Source organism: Thermus sediminis, from assembly GCF_003426945.1.
Classification (GTDB): Bacteria; Deinococcota; Deinococci; order Deinococcales; family Thermaceae; genus Thermus; species Thermus sediminis.
On sequence record NZ_QURO01000004.1, the window covers coordinates 1,803,258 to 1,820,286 of the forward strand.

The window sequence follows — 17,029 nt, forward strand, 5'->3', positions numbered from 1 at the left end:
GGCGTGTGGCGGCTCCTCTCCTTAAGCCCCGGGACCCTGGCCCAGGGGGAAGCCCTGCAGGAGGCCCCCGAGCCCCAGGCCTTCCATCCCCTGGAGTCCCCCTGGGAGCCCAGGCGGGCCGGGCCCAGCCCCTGGCCCGAGCCCCTTTACTTCGTGGACGGCAAGGAGCGGGAGGAGGCCCTCCTTCAGGGGGAGGGGCTCGCCCTCCTGGGGTGCGTGGCCGCCGGGGCCCTGGTCCACCAGGGGGGCAGGATGACCCTCCTCCCCCCGCTGGTCCGCCGGGTGGGGGTGGGGCTCGCCGAGCCCCTTAGGGTGGGGGAGCTCCTCTACGAGCCCGTGGCGGCGGAGGGGACGGACTACGCCTCCTTGCGGGCGGGCCTGCAGAGGGTCCGGGAAGAGCTGGAAAGGGAGGTGGCCCGGGGGCTTTCCGGGGGGCTTTTGCTGGTGGACGGGCCCGTGCGCTTCGCGAGGCCCGGGGGGCTTCCCCTTTTGGGCTACGTCAAAACCCACTGGGCCCGCTACCTGCCCGAGGGCGAGGAGGCCCTTCTCCAGGCCCTGAGCCCGGGGGAAAGGACCCCCGCCTTCCGGGTCCGGCGGGGGGGGCGGGAGCTTGCCAGCTGGTACCTCCGCCTCCCCCTCCTCCCAGAGGGCCTCCGCCCGCCCCAGGCGGGGCTTCTCCGGGTAGAGACCCCCCTTGAAGCCCCCTTTTCCGAACTGGCGGACCTCTCCTTGGGCCTCTTTCCCGACCTGGCCTCCCACCCGGTCAAGGACCCCCGGGCCCCCCAGAACCTGGCCCCCATCGGGGCCCTGGAGTGGGCCCTGGGCCGGAGAATGGGGAGCCAGGAGGTGGTGGAGCGCCTCTTGCGGCGGCACCTAGGAGGTGGATAGTGGAGCGGATCGGCGTGGTCCTGGGCAGAAGGGAGGCCACCCCCCTGGAGTTCTGGGTGGGGGTGGAGGGGGAGGGGCTCCTAAGGCTAGACGACCTGGTGGTGGTGGAGGGGTTTCACCCCAAGGTGGGCCGGGTCCGCTACTTCGGCATGGTGGACCACGTGGCCAAGGTCCACGAGGGGGAGGCCTACGATACGGACACCTTCTTGGCTGTGGCGGGGCGGATCCCTGTGAGCCTGGCCTACGTGGCCCATGTGAGCGTGACCCGGATCCTCCCCGAGGAGTTCTTCCCCCCGGACCCGGGCTCCCCCGTCTACCTGGCCCAGGGGCTGGACCTGGAGCTCGCCCTCTACTACGACGCCATGAAAAACCAAAAGGGGAGCACCAGGCTCCCCGCCGGGCTTTTGCCGAACGGGGAGGTGGCCTACCTGAACCTGGAGTTCCTGAACGGGGTCAAGGGGGGGCACGTGAACATCAGTGGCATCAGCGGGGTGGCGGCCAAGACCAGCTACGCCACCTTTCTCCTGAAAAGCCTCCTGGAGAGCGGGGTCCTCGAGGACGCCCACCAGGCCAAGGTCCTCCTCTTCAACGTCAAGGGGGAGGACCTCTTCTTCCTGGATAAGCCCAACGCCCGCCTCACCGAGGAGGCCAAGGAGGCCTACGCCCGCCTGGGCCTTCCCGCCACGCCCTTCGGGAGCGTGGCCTTCCTGGCCCCGCCCAAGAAGGAGGGGTACGTCCCCGACCTGGATACCCGCCTCGAGGGGGTGCGGGCCTACCACTGGGACCTGGTCCAGTTCTGCCAGAGGGGGCTCCTCCCCTTCCTCTTCGCCGACCGCTCGGCCATGTCCAACCTGGGCTTCCTGGTGGCCCACGTGACGGAGCGGCTGAGGAGGCTAGCCGAGGGGCAGAAGGGGCCAGGCCTCCTGGTGGGGGACTGGCCCGGGGAGGAGCTCCCCGAGGAGGTCAACTTTGACGCCTTGGGCAAGGTGCGCCTGAAGAGCTTCGCCCACCTGGTGCGCTACGTGGAGTACAAGCTCCTGGGCCCGGAGACGGGGGAAGGGGAGGGGGATAAGGGGTGGGTGGCCCGGCAGGCCCGGGGCACCCTCGAGGCCTTTGTCCGCCGCCTTTGGGCCAGCGTGGAGGGCGTGGGCCACCTCGTCCGGGGGGACCGGCCCGGCAACCCCCCAGACCCCCTCAAGGGGGAGCAGGTTCACGTGGTGGACCTGGCCAAGCTCTCCCCCCAGGCCCAGATGTTCGTGGTGGGGAGCCTCCTCAAGGACCTCTTTGAGCGCAAGGAAAGGGGGCAGTACCGGGGCCGGGTCTTCATCGTCCTGGACGAGCTCAACAAGTACGCTCCCCGGGAGGAGGAGGGCCCCATCAAGGACATCCTCCTGGACATCGCCGAGAGGGGCCGCTCCTTGGGGGTCATCCTCATCGGGGCCCAGCAGACGGCAAGCGAGGTGGAGCGCAGGGTGGTGGGGAACGCCGCCATCCGCGTGGTGGGCCGCCTGGACGCCGCCGAGGCCGAGAGGCCTGAGTACCGCTACCTCCCCGCCTCCTTCCGTCAAAGGGCCCTCATCCTCCCCCAGGGGGCGGTGATCCTCCACCAGCCCGAGATCCCCGTTCCCCTCCTCCTCCGCTTCCCCTTCCCCGCCTGGGCCACCAAGCGGGAGGAGGTCCTGGAGGACAACTCCGCCGAGGCCTTGAGGCGGGAGCTCTTCTAGGGAATCCGCACCTCCAGGTCCTCCTGGGGAAAGCGGGCATCAAAGGCGTAGACCACTCCTCCAGGCCCCGCTTGGGCCCAAAGCAGGGCGTCGGCGAAGGACACCCGGGCGGAGGGACAGCAGAGGAGGAGGGCCTCGAGGGCCCACTCCTCGTCCACATCCCTAGGGGTGAGGTTTTTCCTGAGGAGAAGGCCCATGAGGGCGTCCACCACGCGCTCGCGGGGGATGCGGTAAACGGAGGTCAGGACGTAGGCCGTCTCCACCAGGACCAAGGCGGTGAGGCCCACCTCTTCCCCCTCAAGGGGGCGGGCTGCCCGCTCCGCCTTTTCCGGATCGTCTCCGGTGAGGTAGCGCACGAGGACGCTGGTGTCCACCAGGGGAATGGGCCTTTTCACCCTAGGGATGCCCTCCAGGCGGCTTCCTTGGCCTCCGGCCACGCCTCGTCCCCCACCCGGACCGCGGTGTAGGGGGCCAGGATGCCCTTGAGGCTTTTGTCCTCAGGAGGGAGAAAGACGAGTTCCACCCGGTTGCCCACCAAGCGCTGGAGGACCCGCCAGCCGGGCCCTACGCCCAGGCGCTCCCGGATGCGCTTTTGGATGACCACTTGGCCCTTTGGTCCTACCTTGACCCCTTGAGGCTAACTTCCTAGGTATAACTCCCCGCCCTAGCCCTTTGGGAGTAAGCTAACCCCGTATGAAGAAGACCCCGCTCTACCAGGCCCACCTGCGCCACGGGGGGCGGATGGTGGCCTTCGCGGGCTACGCCCTCCCCCTCCAGTACACCTCCATCGTAGAAGAGCACCTGGCCGTGCGCAGGGAGGCTGGGCTCTTTGACGTGAGCCACATGGGGGAGTTCCTCATCCAGGGCCCCGAGGCCCTGGCCTTTCTCCAGTGGGCCACGGCGAACGACGCCGGGAGGCTTAGGGTGGGCCGGGCCCAGTACTCCATGCTCCCCAACGGGAAGGGGGGTGTGGTGGACGACGTCTACCTCTACCGCCTGGGGGAGGAGGCCTACCTCATGGTGGTGAACGCCGCCAACATCGCCAAGGACTTCGCCCACCTCAGCGCCTTGGCCCAGGGCTTCCGGGTGGAGCTAAAGGACCTCTCTGAGGAGACCGCCCTCCTGGCCCTCCAGGGGCCCAAGGCGGCCGGGATCCTCCAGGGCCTGACGGGGGCGGACCTCTCCTCCCGCAAGAAGAACGACGTCTTCCAGGCCGAGGTGGCGGAGAGGCCTGCCCGCCTGGCCCGCACCGGGTACACCGGGGAGGACGGGTTTGAGATCTTCCTCGCCCCGGAGGACGCCGAGGCGGTCTTTGAGGCCCTCTTGCAGGCGGGGGCCAGGCCCTCGGGCCTTGGGGCCCGGGACACCCTGAGGCTCGAGGCGGGCTTCCCCCTTTACGGCCACGAGCTCACCGAGGAGACCAACCCCCTCTGTACCCCCTGGGCCTGGGTGGTGAAAAAGGAGAAGGACTTCTTGGGCAGGGAGGCCATGGTGCAAGGGGTGTGCCAGGAAAAGCTTCTGGGCCTGGTCCTGGAGACGGGCATCCCCCGGGAGGGGTACCCCGTCCTTTCCGGGGGCGCCCCGTGGGCCGGGTGACGAGCGGGGGCTACTCCCCCCTTTTGGAGAGGGGCATCGCCTTAGCCTACGTGGAGAAGGAGGCGGAGGAGCCCTTCTTCGTGGAGGTACGCGGGCGGGCTGTCCCTGCCTCCCCCAGCCCCCTTCCCTTCGTGCCGCTAAAATAGCGGGGGTTAGGAGGCGCCATGGACATTCTGAAGGACCGCTTCTACACCAAGACCCATGAGTGGGCCCTGCCCGAAGGGGACACGGTGCTGGTGGGCATCACGGACTACGCCCAGGACGCCCTGGGGGACATCGTGTACGTGGAGCTCCCCCAGGTGGGACGGGCGGTGGAGGCCGGGGAGGCCCTCGCCGTGGTAGAGAGCGTGAAGACCGCCTCCGACATCTACGCCCCGGTGGCGGGGGAGGTGGTGGAGGTGAACCTGGCCCTGGAGAAGAACCCCGAGCTCGTCAACCAGGACCCCTACGGGGAGGGCTGGATCTTCCGCCTGAGACCCCGGGACATGGCCGATCTGGACGGGCTTTTGGACGCGGAGGGCTACCAGGCGGCGCTGGAGAGCGCCTAGGAGCGCGGGGTTGGCGGGCCTTCCCTGCGCCCGGGGCAGTAGGCCCTCTCTGTGGTCCCGGGCCTAGTGGCCTGGGGATTTTGCCGGAGGATGATCCTTATGGACTACACGCCCCACACCGAAGAGGAGATCCGGGCCATGCTGGCGAAGGTGGGGGCGGAGGGCCTCGAGGACCTCTACGCCCACCTCCCCAAGGAGGTCCTAAACCCCCCCATCGCCCTCCCCGAGCCCATGCCGGAGTGGAGGGTGTTGGAGGAACTGGCCCGCCTGGCCGAGGCCAACCTCCCCGCCAGGAAGGCCTTTCTGGGAGGGGGGGTCCGGGCCCACCACGTGCCCCCCGTGGTCCAGGCCCTGGGAAGCCGGGGGGAGTTCCTCACCGCCTACACCCCCTACCAGCCCGAGGTGAGCCAGGGAGTCCTGCAGGCCATCTTTGAGTACCAGACCATGATCGCCGAGCTCACCGGGCTGGAGGTGGCCAACGCCTCCATGTACGACGGCGCCACGGCCCTGGCGGAAGGGGTCCTCCTGGCCCTAAGGGAGACGGGGCGGATGGGCGTCCTGGTCTCCCAGGGGGTCCACCCGGAGTACCGGGAGGTCCTCAGGACCTACCTGGAGGCGGTGGGGGCGGAGCTCACCACCCTTCCCCTGGAGGGGGGGAGGACCCCTACCCCGGAGGTGCCCGAGGGGGTGGGGGCGGTGGTGGCCCAGAACCCCAACTTCCTGGGGGCCCTGGAGGACCTCTCCCCCCTGGCGGAGGCCGCCCACCGGGCGGGGGCCCTCTTCGTGGCCGTGGCCGACCCCCTCTCCCTCGCCCTCCTCAAGCCCCCCGGGGCCTTGGGGGCGGACATCGCCGTGGGGGACGGCCAGGTCCTGGGCCTGCCCCTGGGCTATGGCGGGCCCCACTTCGGCTTCCTGGCCACCAAGAAGGCCTTCGTGCGCCAACTTCCCGGGAGGCTGGTCTCGGAGACCGTGGACGTGGAGGGGAGGCGGGGCTTCCTCCTCACCCTCCAGGCCCGGGAGCAGTACATCAGGCGGGCCAAGGCCAAGAGCAACATCACCACCAACGCCCAGCTCACCGCCCTCATGGGGGCCATGTACCTGGCGGCCCTGGGGCCTATGGGCCTAAAGGAGGTGGCCCTGAAGGGGGTGGCCATGGCCCACCGCCTCCGGGAACTCCTCCTCGCCCTCCCCGGGGTGGAGGCCTTCACCCCCGAGCCCTTCTTCCAGGAGTTCGCCCTAAGGCTCCCCAAGGACCCCCTGGAGGTGCGCCGCGCCCTGGCGGAGCGGGGCCTCCATGGGGCCTTGCCCGTGCCCCGGGAGTACGGGAGGCACCTGGCCCTTTTCGCCGCCACCGAGCTCCACGAGGAGGAGGACCTCCTGGCCTTGCGGGAGGCCCTAGAGGAGGTGCTATGAACTACCCCCTGATCTACGAGCGGAGCCGCAAGGGAAGGCGTGGCCTCAGGCTGGTGAAGGCGGTGCCCAAGGCGGAGGACTACATCCCCAAGGCCTTCCTGCGGGAAGACCCTCCCCGCCTTCCCGAGGTGGACGAGCTCACCCTGGTGCGCCACTACACCGGGCTTTCCCGCCGCCAGGTGGGGGTGGACACCACCTTCTACCCCTTGGGAAGCTGCACCATGAAGTACAACCCCAAGCTCCACGAGGAGGCAGCCCGCCTCTTCGCCCACCTCCACCCCTACCAGGACCCGGGGACGGCCCAGGGGGCCCTGAGGCTCATGTGGGAGCTCGGGGAGTACCTGAAGGCCCTCACGGGCATGGAGGCCATCACCCTAGAGCCCGCCGCCGGGGCCCACGGGGAGCTCACGGGGATCCTCATCATCCGGGCCTACCACGAGGACCGGGGGGAGGGGAGGACGAGGCGGGTGGTCCTGGTGCCCGACTCCGCCCACGGCTCCAACCCCGCCACCGCCAGCATGGCGGGCTACCAGGTGAGGGAGGTCCCCTCCGGGCCCGATGGGGAGGTGGACCTCGAGGCCCTGAAGCGGGAGCTCTCCCCCCACGTGGCCGCCATCATGCTCACCAACCCCAACACCCTGGGCCTCTTTGAGAGGCGCATCCTGGAGATCTCCCGCCTGGCCAAGGAGGCTGGAGCCCAGCTCTACTACGACGGGGCCAACCTGAACGCCATCCTGGGCTGGGCCAGGCCCGGGGACATGGGCTTTGACGTGGTCCACCTGAACCTGCACAAGACCTTCACCGTGCCCCACGGGGGCGGGGGGCCGGGTTCGGGCCCCGTGGGGGTGAAGGCCCACCTGGCCCCCTACCTGCCCGTGCCCACGGTGGAGCGGGGGGAGGAGGGCTTCTACCTGGACTTCGGGCGGCCCAAGAGCATCGGGAGGGTCAGGAGCTTCCACGGGAACTTCCTGGCCCTGGTGCGGGCCTGGGCCTACATCCGCACCCTGGGGCTAGAGGGCCTTAGGAAGGCCGCCGCCCTCTCGGTGCTCAACGCCCGCTACCTGAAGGAGCTTTTGAAGGAGCGGGGCTACCGCATCCCCTACGAGGGGCCCTGCATGCACGAGTTCGTGGCCCAGCCGCCCCAGGGCTTCCGCGCCCTGGACCTGGCCAAGGGGCTTCTGGAGCTGGGCTTCCACCCCCCCACGGTCTACTTTCCCCTCATCGTCAGGGAGGCCCTCATGGTGGAGCCCACGGAGACGGAGGGCAAGGAGACCCTCGAGGCCTTCGCCGAGGCCATGGGGGAACTCCTCAAGAGGCCCAGGGAGTGGCTGGAAGGGGCTCCCTACACCACCCCGGTCCGCCGCCTGGACGAGCTTAGGGCCAACAAGACCCCCAAGCTCACCTACTTTGACGAGGGGTAGCCCCTACCGGCCATCCCCTGGGAGCCGAGGAGGCCGTCCGTCGGGCTTTTCATAGCCCAAAATACCCCCTGGCCTCGGCCACGTCCTTCGCGATCTGGGCCTTCAGGTCCTCTAGGGAGGGGAAGCGCCTCTCCTCCCGAAGCCTTTTCAGGAAGCGCACCCGCACCTCCTCCCCGTAGAGGTCCCCCAGGAAGCCCAGGAGGTGGACCTCAAGCCGCCGCTCCTCCCCTCCCAAGGTGGGCCTCGTGCCCACGTTGGCCACGCCCTTGTACCGCCCAAAGGCCCCTTCCGCCTCCACCGCGAAGACCCCTGGGGGGAGGACCTTCAAGGGGTGGACCGCCAGGTTGGCGGTGGGGAAGCCCAGCCTCCGCCCCATCCCGTCCCCCTCCACCACCACCCCGTAGGCGCCGTAGGGACGGCCCAGGAGGTGGCGGGCCTCCTCTACCTGGCCCCCCTTGAGGAGGTCCCGGATGCGGCTAGACTTCACCACCTCCCCCCCAAGTTCCAGGAGGGGGACCGCCTTCACCGGGGCCACCTTTTCCAGGGCCTCTGGGGTTCCCGCCCGGCCCTGGCCGAAGCGGAAGTCCTCCCCCACGTAGATGGCCTCGGCCCCAAGGGCCTTTAGGTCCTCCAAGAAGGCCTCGGCGCTTCTCCTGGCGAAGGCCTCGTTGAAGGGGACGGCGAGGATCAGCTCCACCCCCAGGGCCTTCAGGGCCTCCACCTTCTCCTCGAGGTCCATGAGAAAACCCTCCCCCCGGGTGAAGACCTTGGTGGGGGGGTCAAAGGTGTAGACCAAGAGGGGCAGGTGGCGGGCCTTGGCCTCGGCGAGGGCTTGGCGCAGGAGGTGCTGGTGGCCCAGGTGCACCCCGTCAAAGGAGCCCACGGCCACCACCTTGGGCCCCCTGGGGACGTCAGCGACCTCGGAGAAAAGCATGGTAGTAGAGGACCCCCACGATCCCCGTGGCCGAGAGCTCCACCTCTCCCCGCTCGTGCCGGTTCAAGGCCTCCTCGGGCGGCATCCAGACCACCTCTATCTCCTCGTCCTCGTCGGGGGTGGCCCCCGTTTCCTCTAGATTCTCCGCCAAGAAGACGAAGGTTTTCTCGTCGGTGAAGCCGGGGGAGACGTAGTAGCTGAAGAGGTAGGTGAGGTTCCCCGTCAGCCCCGTTTCCTCGGCGAGCTCCCGCCTGGCCGCCTCCAAGGGGTCCTCCCCCGGCTCTATGAGCCCAGCGGGGATCTCCAAGGGGATAAGGCCCACGGCAGGGCGCATCTGGCGCACGAAGAGCATCCGTCCCTCCCTCAGGGCGATGATGGCTACCGCGGGCTTGTGCTCCACAATCTCGTAAGGGCCTTCAAGGGCTAGGTTCAGGATGCGGCCCCGGTAGAGGTAGGTGCGCTCCACGGTCCCATGTTACGGGAAACCTGAAGCCCTGGGGGCCCCCGGGCGGCCTGGCATCTTTGCTCGAGTTTAGAGTAGCTAGGAGCACCTGGCGGGTGTACCCGGGGCAATGTGCCCCGCTAAACTGGGGCCATGTGGCTTACCGACGGGAGAAAAAGCCTCCTTTTACGGGGGGAGAGCATCGCCCGGGTGGAGGAGGGCAGGCGGGGCCGCCTTTTTGAGGCCATCACCCCGGGCCTTCAGGACGCCCACGCCCACCCCCTCTACTGGGGGGTGGCCCTGAGGGGCCTGGACCTCTCGGGCCTCTCCCGGCCGGAGGAGGTGGCGGGACGGGTGGCGGAAAGGGCCAGGGCCCTCCCTCCCGGGGCCTGGCTCCAGGGCCAGGGGTTCCTCTTCCCCAAGCCCCCGCCCCCGGGCCTCCTGGACCAGGCGGCCCCGGAAAACCCCGTCTTCCTGCGAAGCCGGGACTACCATTCCGCTTGGATCAACCGCCGGGCGGCCCAAAAGGCGGGTCTGGGGGCGGGAACGGAGCCCCCGGAGGGCGGGGCCTTCCTCCGGGATGGGGAAGGAGTTCCCTACTTCCTTCTGGAAAGGGCCCAGGAGCTGGTCCTTCCCCACCTCCCCCCGCCCTCCCCGGAGGACCTCAGGCGGGGCCTCAGGGACTTCGCCCGTCGGGGCTACACCGCGGTCCACGCCATGGGGTATGAGCCCCCGGAGGCCCTGGACTGGGCCCTGGGGATGGAGCTCCCCCTGAGGCTCTGGTGGGCCCTGCCCCGGGGGGCCTGGCGGGGGAGGGCCCCGGGGTGGTACGGGGACCTGCACCTCGCCGCGGTCAAGTTCTTCGCCGACGGGGCCCTGGGAAGCCGCACCGCCTGGATGCACCAGCCCTACCCGGATGGCTCCACGGGCATGCCCTTGGATCCCCTGGAGGCCCTCCTGGAAGAGGGGGAGGATGCCTTGCGGGCGGGGTTCAACCTGGCGGTCCACGCCATCGGCACCCGGGCGGTGGAGGGCGTCTTGGAGGCCTTCCACCGCTTAGCCCCCTTGGCCTGGGAAAAAGGCTTCCGCTTGCGGATGGAGCACGTCCAGCACGTCCGGGACCAGGCTCTTTCCCGGTTTTCGGGCCTCCCCTTGGCCCTCTCCCTCCAGCCCCTCCACCTCCTGGAGGACCAGCGCTTGGTGCGGGCCTACGGCTTCCCTCCTTGGGAGGCCTTCCGCTTCCGGAGCCTCTGGGCCACGGGCCTGCCCCTGGCCTTCGGCTCCGATGCCCCCGTGGCCCCGCCCGAGTACGCGCTCAACCTCGAGGCGGCCACCCGGCATCCCCTTTCCCCAGAGGAGAGCCTTTTCCCCGAGGAGGTTCTCCAGGCCCATACCCTGGGGGCGGCCCAGGCGGCGGGCTGGGAGGGCTACGGGCAGCTTGGGGCGGGGGTGAGGGCGGACCTCACCCTGTGGGAGGGAGGGCGGCCTGTAGGCCGGGTTTATCGGGGGCAGTTGGAGACGTTTTAGAAGAAGGAGGGGTTATACTGGGCCCCGTGTACGGGGTCCTGGTCTGGCCGCCAGAGGACCTCCGGGTCTTCATGGAGGGGCTTCAGGCGGCCCATGGGGTGCGGGGCTTTGGCCCCCCCCACCTGAACCTCCGCCAGCCCTTTGAATGGCCCTACGAGGAGGAGGCGTTGAGGCTGGCCCTTTCCGGCATCCTCCGGGGCCATGCCCCCTTCCGGGTGCGCCTGGGCCGCTGGGGCTTTTTCCCCCAGGGGGTGGTCTACCTTCGGGCCTACGGGGGGAGGGCCTTCCAGAGGCTTTACCACGCCCTCGAGCCCCTGGCCCCTCCCCTCAAGGAGATCGAGGGACCCAGCTACATCCCCCACCTCACCCTGGCCCTGGGGCTTTCCCCCGAGGAGGCCCAGGCCCTGGCGGAAAGCCTCCCCCTTCCCGGGCGCCGCTCCTTCATGGTGAAAGAGGTGGCCTTGGTCAGGGGCCGGGACGAGGGGGAGCTTCTGGAGGTGGCCCGCTTTCCCCTGGTCTGATACCACCCCATGCTGGCCCAAGCCCGCATGGAGGCCCCGGCAAGGGGTTCCCAGGAGGCTTTTCTGAGCTACCAGAGCGAGGGAAACGGGAAGAGGTGGCGCTCCAGGAAGAGCTCCATGGGCCAGGTCTGCCGGGCCGTGGGGCCCAGGTCCACGGGGAAGGCGATGGCCTAGGCGGGGAAGAGGATGGGTGATGGGTCATGCCACCCCTGGCGGGGGTTCTGGGTAGGCCCTTTGGTTCCTGGGGATGGCCTTCCACCGTCTTCCCACACAAAGGGGCTACCCTTGGAGACGCCCTAGGGGAGAGAGGACCCCAAGGGGCAAAGGAGGAAACATGAGGAAGCAGATGGTCCACTTTCTGACGGCTTCGGTGCTCTTGGCCCTTCCGGTGCTGGCCCAGCCGGCCCCTCCCGGGGGCCCAAGGATGGCCCCACCCTCCACGGCCCAGTCTCTTGGCCTGCGGGAGATGGAGGGGGCCCGGCGGGAGATCGCCCGGGCCCAGTACTTGGCGAGCATCATTGCGCCGGCGACCCTCAAGCAGGAGGCCGACGCGCTGCTGCAGCAAGCCCAGCAGGACTACCAGGCCCAGGCGTATTTCCGGGCCAGGGAGCGGGCCAGGGCTGCGGGAACCATCTACCAGGCCCTGCGCTTTTTGGAGGTGGCCCCTGGCTACACCTCCAGGGGTCGCAAGGCCTACCAGGCCCCCTACCGCGCCCAAGAGGCCATCGCCCGGGTGGAGTACGAGGCTGGCTTCTACGGGGTCAACCAGCCCTTGGTGAGCCGGCTGCTGGAGGAGGCCAAGCGTCTGCTGGCCTCGGGGTCTGACCTGGCCAGGGCGGAGGCGGCCCACCAGCTGGCCCGGGCAGCCCATCACCTCATCAAGGCTGAACGGGGCTTCTAGACCCCTGGCCTAGAGGGGGGGAAACCCCCCTCCCCGTTTCTTGGGAGGTTACCCATTAGAATACCAGGTGTGCTGCTTGTGCTCCTCCTTTTGTCCCCCTGGGCCATCGCCCAGGCGCCCCGCCCGCTTACCCCCGAGGCGGCCTTTGCCCTGGTGGCGGGCTATCTAGGCGAGGGCAGCCTGGAGAGGGTCTACAAGTTCAAGTACGGACCTAAGCCCAAGGAGAGGTTGGTGGTCTACGAGTTCAGACTGCCGGAGGTGGAGGTCTGGCTGGAGGCTGGTAGCCGACGGGTAGTGTTGTACCGCCCCAGGAAGCCGCCCAAGCATCTGGCCGAGCCTCACCTGCCCTTTCCCCAGGCCCTCTCGTTGGTGCGAGCCCGCTATGGGGAGCCCTGGGAGTTGGAGCTGAAGCCCAAACCCAAGGAGCAGCTTCTGGTCTGGCGGACCAGGGGGCCCTTTGGTGAGGTCTGGCTGGAGGCGGCCACGGGAAAGGAGGTGTTCCGGCGGTGAGGCTGCTTTTGGTGGAGGACGAGCCCGAGGTGCGATGGCTTTTGTGGGAAACCTTGGAAGAAGCGGGCTGGGCGGTGGACGAGGCCGCCGGGGTGGGAGAGGCCACGGCGCTTTTGGAGGCCTTTCCCTACGATCTCCTGGTGCTGGATCTGGCCCTGCCCGATGGGGATGGCCTCGAAGTGCTCCGTCTCGCCCGCCTGAGGGGGATGGCGCTACCGGTGCTCATCCTTACTGCGCGGGACGCCCCCGAGGCCCGGGTCCGGGGGCTGGAGGAGGGGGCCGACGATTACCTGGTCAAACCCTTCTACCCCCGGGAGGTGCTGGCCCGGACCCGCGCCCTTTTGCGGCGGAGCCGGGGCCTTGCCCACAACTGGCTGAGCCTAGGCCGGTTGGAGCTGGACCTAGAAGGCCGGCGGGCCTTTTGGCAAGGGCGGGAAGTGCGGCTTTCGGCCCGGGAGTACACCCTTTTAGAGGCCCTGGCCTTGCGAGGGGAGGGGTTTTGTCCGCGGGAGTACCTTCTGGAGAAGGTCTGGAACGGGGAAGAGAGCGTGGACCCTCGCACCGTGGACACCTATGTGAAGTACCTGCGCCGCAAACTGGCCCCTGATGCCATAGAGACGGTGCGCGGGCTCGGCTACCGCTTCGTGGGATGAGCCTGAGGGTCCGTTTTGCCCTGTACGCCTTCGTGGTTGTGGCCCTGGCCCTGGGGACCTCAGGATTGGCCCTGCGGCAGGCCTTGCAGGCCTTCCTGCTACGCCAGGTGGACGGGGAGTTACGCGCCCTGCTGGATGCGGTGGCCCGGCGCCTGACCCCCGACGAGGACGGGATCCTGCGCCTAGATCTGGACGCGGAACTCTTCTCCTTCTTGACACCAGACACCCTGGTGCTATTGGTGGGGCCGGAGGGAATCCAGGACGCCTTGGGGCTTCTGCCCCCACAAGCCCAGCTAGAGGCCTTAGCCCGGGGGGAGGGGGGAGACTACCGGGTGCAAGCGGCGCAGGGGGACCAGGTACGGGTGCTAGTGGCCCGCCACCTGGGGGGGGTGCGCCAGGTGGTGGCGCTGGTGGACCGCCTGCTTCCCCTGGTCCTGCTGTTGGGTGGAGGGGTGGCCACCCTGTTGGCCTTCTCCCTCTCCTCCCAGGCCCTGGCTCCCCTGGCCCGGGCAACCCGGGCTGCCTTGGACCTAGCCAGGGAACGGGCTTGGAATCGGCGCCTTCCCCTCTCCCAAAGACCCGACGAGGTAGGGCAGGTGGTGGAGGCCTTCAACCAGGCCCTCGAGGCCTTGGAAGAGGTCCTAAACGCCGAACGGCGCTTTGCGCAAGAAGCCGCTCACGCTCTCCGCACCCCCCTTACAGTGCTTTTGGGCCACCTGGAGCGGGGGAGGTTGGAGGAGGCCCGGGTCCAGGCGGAGCGCCTGCGGGAGCTGGTGGAGCAACTCCTCCTGCTGGCCAGGGCCGAGGTGGATGCCCTAGCGCGGACTCTCCTGGAACTGGACACCCTGGTCTTCACTGAGGCCGAGGCCTTGCGCCCGGCCTTCCAAGCTAGGGGTTTGCAGCTCGCGGTAGACCTCCCAGAAGCTCCCACCTATGTTCTGGCCAACGAGCAGGCCCTCCGGGCCATAGTGGTGGCCTTGCTGGAAAACGCTTTGCGGCACACCGCCAAGGGGGGAAGGGTGCGGGTCAAGGTGCGGGGGGCCGTCCTTTGGATGTACAACGCACCTAGCCATCCCGCACCCGGTACGGGCTTAGGCCTCCGCCTAGTGGAAACCTTGGTGCGGGCCCAAGGGGGGAGTTTGCAGGTGGTGGAAGAGGGGGGGGGATTCCTTGTGATGCTACACTTCGGGGCGGCGTAGCCCCCCGGTTCCTGCCCGCTTCCCGTTGACACCGTTCTGCGCCGGCATGGGGGCCCTGGTGGGAGACTCCCCTGAGCCGGAAGAGCGAGGGGGGCGGACAGAGACCCCGCCCCCAGCACAGGTGGGTATAGGTAACCCTAGTTGCCACCCAAGCCATTTCCTGAGTGGGGAGGTTCAGTTGGGGGCCAGGACCTATGTACGCCCCGACCTGGACTTCCCTTGTTGCGAAACCAAAGCGCGGGCGCTCAGTCCAAGAAGTCCCGGAGCTTGCGGGTGCGGGACTCGTGGTACTTGAGCTTCCTCAGGGCCTTGTTCTCAATCTGGCGGATCCTCTCCCGGGTCACGCCGAAGTAGGCCCCCACCTCCTCCAAGGTGTGCTCCCGGCCGTCAATGAGGCCCTTCCGCAGCTTCAGCACCATGGCCTCCCGCTCGGAGAGCTTGGAGAGCGCCTTCTCCAGCTCCTCGGAGAGGAGGCTTTGGGCCGCCGCTTCCACAGGGGAGGGCAGGTTCTCGTCGGGGATGAAGTCCCCGTAGAAGCTATCCTTCTCGTCCCCGATGGGGGTTTCCAGGGATACGGGCTCCTGGGCGATCTTCAGGGTCTCCTCCACCCGCTTGGCGTCCCATCCCGGACCCATGGCCTCGGCGATCTCCTCGTAGGTGGGCTCCCGGCCCAGCTCCTGCTGGAGCTGCCTGGCGGTGCGGGAGAGCTTGTTGATGGTCTCCACCATGTGCACCGGGATGCGGATGGTGCGGGCCTGGTCGGCGATGGCCCGGTTGATGGCCTGGCGGATCCACCAGGTGGCGTAGGTGGAGAACTTGAAGCGGCGCTTGTACTCAAACTTCTCCACCGCCCGGATGAGGCCTTGGTTGCCTTCCTGGATGAGATCCAGGAAGGAAAGGCCCCGACCCGTGTACTTCTTGGCGATGGAGACCACCAGGCGCAGGTTGGCCTCGATGAGGTGCTGCCTGGCCGCCTCCCCTTCCCGGGCGAGGTGCAGGTAGCGCTTGAGCTCCTTGGGGAGGGCCTTGAGCTTCCCGTCCACCTCCTCAATGGTCTTGGCGTCCAGTTTCTCCTTTAGGCCGGGGATCTGCTGGATGCGGGCTGCGCCCAGGATCTTGGCCCGCGCCACCTCGCGGATGAGGTCTTGGTCCAGGCCCGTGGCCTCGGAGAGCTTCTTGATGGCCTCCATCCCCTCCTCCACCTTCCTGGCTAGCTCGATCTCCTCCTCCAGGGTGAGGAGGGGAACCTGGCCGATCTCGTGGAGGTACTGGCGCACGGGATCAGAGGTGGAGACCTTGGGGAGGGCGAGGTCCTCCTCTTCCTCCTCCAAAAGGCCCTCCTCCGCTTCCGGTAGGAGCTCCACGTCCACAGGACCCTCGAGGTCCAGGGGGTCGGTCAGGTCCCCTAGGTCCGCCAGGTCCGCCGCTAGGAGCTCGGGATCGGGCTCGGGGTGGTCGGTCAGCTCCTCGCTAGCCTCGTTGGGCTCGGTCGCCTGGGCAGGGGGTTCGGGGAAGGTGCCCTCCAGGGGTTCCTTGACCTCCAGCTCATAGGCCTTTACCTGGGCCTTCTTCTTGGCTTTGGTCTTCTTCATCCTCCCTCCCTTCGGGCGAACAAGACCTTGTACTCCCTCACCAAGAGGGTCTTGAAGTTGCCGAAGCGCTTCTCCAGCAGGGCCTCGTACTTGAGAAAGGGATTGGCCACGAGAAAAAACCCACCGCCCGGCTTCAGCCGGGCTGCCGCCGCTTCCACAAAGGCCTGGGCCACATCCAGGATGACCGCACCCCCCACGTGGAAGGGGGGGTTCGTAACTATGATGTCAAACCGGTCCTCCCGCGTCAAGGCCTCGTCCACGTCCGAGTGGAGGGCCTGGGCGCTAAGCCCGTTGGCCTCGAGGCTCTTCCTCAAGGAGAGCACGGAGACCAGGTCGTCCTCCACTCCCACCACCTCCCCGCCCAGGCGGGCCAGGGGCAGGGTGAGGGCCCCGTACCCGGCCCCCAGGTCCAGGACCCGCCTGCCCTCCAGGGAGGGGACCTCCTGGGAGAGGGCCTCGAGGAGGAGGAGGGAGGCCTTGTCCACCCGCCCGGCAGAGAAGACCCCGGGCAGGTGGTGGAAGGTGTAGGCCTGGCCTAGGATCTGCGCCTGGAAGCTCCGCCAGAGGGGGGGGAGGGGGGGAGGGTCCTTCTCCTTCTCCAGGAGGGCCACCCGGTAGGGGCCTTCCCGGGCCACCACCTCCCCGTAGCCCAGGAGGTCCCTGGCCCCCTTGAAGTAGCGTTCAAACCCCTTGTTCTTGTCCCCCGCCAGGTAGACCCGGCCCCCGGGCCTCAGGGCGTGGGCGGCGGCCAGGAGGCTCGCCTCCACGTAGGCCGAGCCCCGGCCTGCGGGAAGGGCCAGGACCACCAGCTCAAAGCCCCCCTCCTCGGCCTCCCAGGGGGGGGCCAGGCGGGCCCTTAGGCCGCTTCGCTCTAGACAGCGGAAAGCGGCCTTGGAGGTTTCCAGGCGCTCCACCTCCATCCTCCCCTCCAGGGGGAGGCTACCCCAGCCCACCCCCGGGTTCAGGTCTAGGGCCCGCTTCCCAAAAGGGGACACGGTCCTCTGCAAGAGCTCGTACACGGGGTCCCGGTAGCCTCGGGCCCCGGGCTTCACGTAGAGCACCCCCCCGGGGCGGGGCAGGGGGGTGAGGCGGTGGTACTCGGCCAGGGTAAGGCCCACGTCCTCCCAGGATACGCCCCTTGGGGGAGGAGGGCAATTGTG

At 68.7% G+C, this 17,029-nt stretch carries 17 protein-coding genes and 1 pseudogene; 12 read left to right on the forward strand and 6 right to left on the reverse strand.

The annotated features are described in order from the left end of the window. The first annotated feature begins 3 nt into the window (after window positions 1-3). On the forward strand, window positions 4-888 hold the full coding sequence (locus ATI37_RS10345; RefSeq protein WP_117238275.1) for a DNA double-strand break repair nuclease NurA: 885 nt from the start codon (window positions 4-6) through the stop codon (window positions 886-888). Next, window positions 888-2,612 carry an ATP-binding protein gene (locus tag ATI37_RS10350; protein WP_117238276.1) on the forward strand — a complete coding sequence of 575 codons (1,725 nt, stop codon included), beginning with the start codon at window positions 888-890 and terminating at the stop codon, window positions 2,610-2,612. The genes ATI37_RS10345 and ATI37_RS10350 overlap by 1 nt, the downstream gene beginning before the upstream one ends. On the opposite strand, the gene ATI37_RS10355 is transcribed toward ATI37_RS10350, so the two are convergent. Together ATI37_RS10355 and ATI37_RS10360 are read right to left on the reverse strand one after the other, a co-directional pair. After that, on the reverse strand, window positions 2,609-3,049 hold the full coding sequence (locus ATI37_RS10355; protein ID WP_232822498.1) for a PIN domain-containing protein: 441 nt from the start codon (window positions 3,047-3,049) through the stop codon (window positions 2,609-2,611). The genes ATI37_RS10350 and ATI37_RS10355 overlap by 4 nt on opposite strands. Next, window positions 3,004-3,216, reverse strand: a complete 213-nt coding sequence (locus tag ATI37_RS10360; protein WP_117238277.1) for an AbrB family transcriptional regulator — start codon at window positions 3,214-3,216, stop codon at window positions 3,004-3,006. Before ATI37_RS10360 ends, ATI37_RS10355 begins: the two co-directional genes overlap by 46 nt. An 89-nt stretch (window positions 3,217-3,305) precedes the next feature. Here ATI37_RS10360 and gcvT point away from each other — a divergent pair. The 4 genes and pseudogenes from gcvT to gcvPB all read left to right on the forward strand — a co-directional run bounded on the left by gcvT (window position 3,306) and on the right by gcvPB (window position 7,590). Next, window positions 3,306-4,354: pseudogene (gcvT, locus tag ATI37_RS10365) on the forward strand (glycine cleavage system aminomethyltransferase GcvT). Between the two features lie 18 nt (window positions 4,355-4,372). Beyond that, window positions 4,373-4,756, forward strand: coding sequence for a glycine cleavage system protein GcvH (gene gcvH, locus ATI37_RS10370; protein WP_117238278.1), 384 nt, complete (start codon window positions 4,373-4,375; stop codon window positions 4,754-4,756). Between the two features lie 99 nt (window positions 4,757-4,855). After that, entirely contained in the window at window positions 4,856-6,169 is a 1,314-nt protein-coding gene (gene gcvPA / locus ATI37_RS10375; protein ID WP_117238601.1) for an aminomethyl-transferring glycine dehydrogenase subunit GcvPA, read from the forward strand. Beyond that, a complete protein-coding gene (gcvPB, locus tag ATI37_RS10380; RefSeq protein ID WP_117238279.1) occupies window positions 6,166-7,590 on the forward strand; it encodes an aminomethyl-transferring glycine dehydrogenase subunit GcvPB in 1,425 nt (474 codons plus the stop codon). The genes gcvPA and gcvPB overlap by 4 nt, the downstream gene beginning before the upstream one ends. Window positions 7,591-7,639: 49 nt before the next feature. Here gcvPB and ribF read toward each other — a convergent pair whose 3' ends face one another. Then, window positions 7,640-8,524 carry a riboflavin biosynthesis protein RibF gene (ribF, locus tag ATI37_RS10385; protein WP_117238280.1) on the reverse strand — a complete coding sequence of 295 codons (885 nt, stop codon included), beginning with the start codon at window positions 8,522-8,524 and terminating at the stop codon, window positions 7,640-7,642. Continuing rightward, a complete protein-coding gene (locus ATI37_RS10390) occupies window positions 8,502-8,990 on the reverse strand; it encodes an NUDIX domain-containing protein (protein ID WP_117238281.1) in 489 nt (162 codons plus the stop codon). Before ATI37_RS10390 ends, ribF begins: the two co-directional genes overlap by 23 nt. 129 nt (window positions 8,991-9,119) lie before the next feature. Between ATI37_RS10390 and ATI37_RS10395 the strand changes: the two genes are divergently transcribed. The 6 genes from ATI37_RS10395 (at window position 9,120) to ATI37_RS10420 (ending at window position 14,277) form a co-directional block, all read left to right on the forward strand. Beyond that, window positions 9,120-10,493 carry an amidohydrolase gene (locus ATI37_RS10395; protein WP_117238282.1) on the forward strand — a complete coding sequence of 458 codons (1,374 nt, stop codon included), beginning with the start codon at window positions 9,120-9,122 and terminating at the stop codon, window positions 10,491-10,493. 26 nt (window positions 10,494-10,519) lie between these two features. Then, complete coding sequence (locus tag ATI37_RS10400) at window positions 10,520-11,014, forward strand: 2'-5' RNA ligase family protein (RefSeq protein ID WP_117238283.1); 495 nt, start codon at window positions 10,520-10,522, stop codon at window positions 11,012-11,014. A 334-nt stretch (window positions 11,015-11,348) separates the two neighbouring features. Further along, window positions 11,349-11,915, forward strand: coding sequence for a hypothetical protein (locus ATI37_RS10405; protein WP_232822499.1), 567 nt, complete (start codon window positions 11,349-11,351; stop codon window positions 11,913-11,915). A 69-nt stretch (window positions 11,916-11,984) separates the two neighbouring features. Beyond that, window positions 11,985-12,425: a hypothetical protein gene (locus ATI37_RS10410; protein WP_117238284.1), complete on the forward strand. Its 441-nt coding sequence runs from the start codon at window positions 11,985-11,987 to the stop codon at window positions 12,423-12,425. Then, a complete protein-coding gene (locus ATI37_RS10415) occupies window positions 12,422-13,078 on the forward strand; it encodes a response regulator transcription factor (RefSeq protein WP_117238285.1) in 657 nt (218 codons plus the stop codon). Before ATI37_RS10410 ends, ATI37_RS10415 begins: the two co-directional genes overlap by 4 nt. Beyond that, on the forward strand, window positions 13,075-14,277 hold the full coding sequence (locus ATI37_RS10420) for a sensor histidine kinase (protein ID WP_117238286.1): 1,203 nt from the start codon (window positions 13,075-13,077) through the stop codon (window positions 14,275-14,277). Before ATI37_RS10415 ends, ATI37_RS10420 begins: the two co-directional genes overlap by 4 nt. A 245-nt stretch (window positions 14,278-14,522) precedes the next feature. On the opposite strand, the gene rpoD is transcribed toward ATI37_RS10420, so the two are convergent. Then, the gene (gene rpoD, locus ATI37_RS10425) at window positions 14,523-15,869 is read right to left on the reverse strand and encodes an RNA polymerase sigma factor RpoD (RefSeq protein WP_117238287.1); all 1,347 of its coding nucleotides are present in this window, start codon (window positions 15,867-15,869) and stop codon (window positions 14,523-14,525) included. Beyond that, window positions 15,866-16,987 carry a class I SAM-dependent methyltransferase gene (locus ATI37_RS10430; RefSeq protein ID WP_117238288.1) on the reverse strand — a complete coding sequence of 374 codons (1,122 nt, stop codon included), beginning with the start codon at window positions 16,985-16,987 and terminating at the stop codon, window positions 15,866-15,868. Before ATI37_RS10430 ends, rpoD begins: the two co-directional genes overlap by 4 nt. Between the last annotated feature and the right edge of the window lie 42 nt (window positions 16,988-17,029).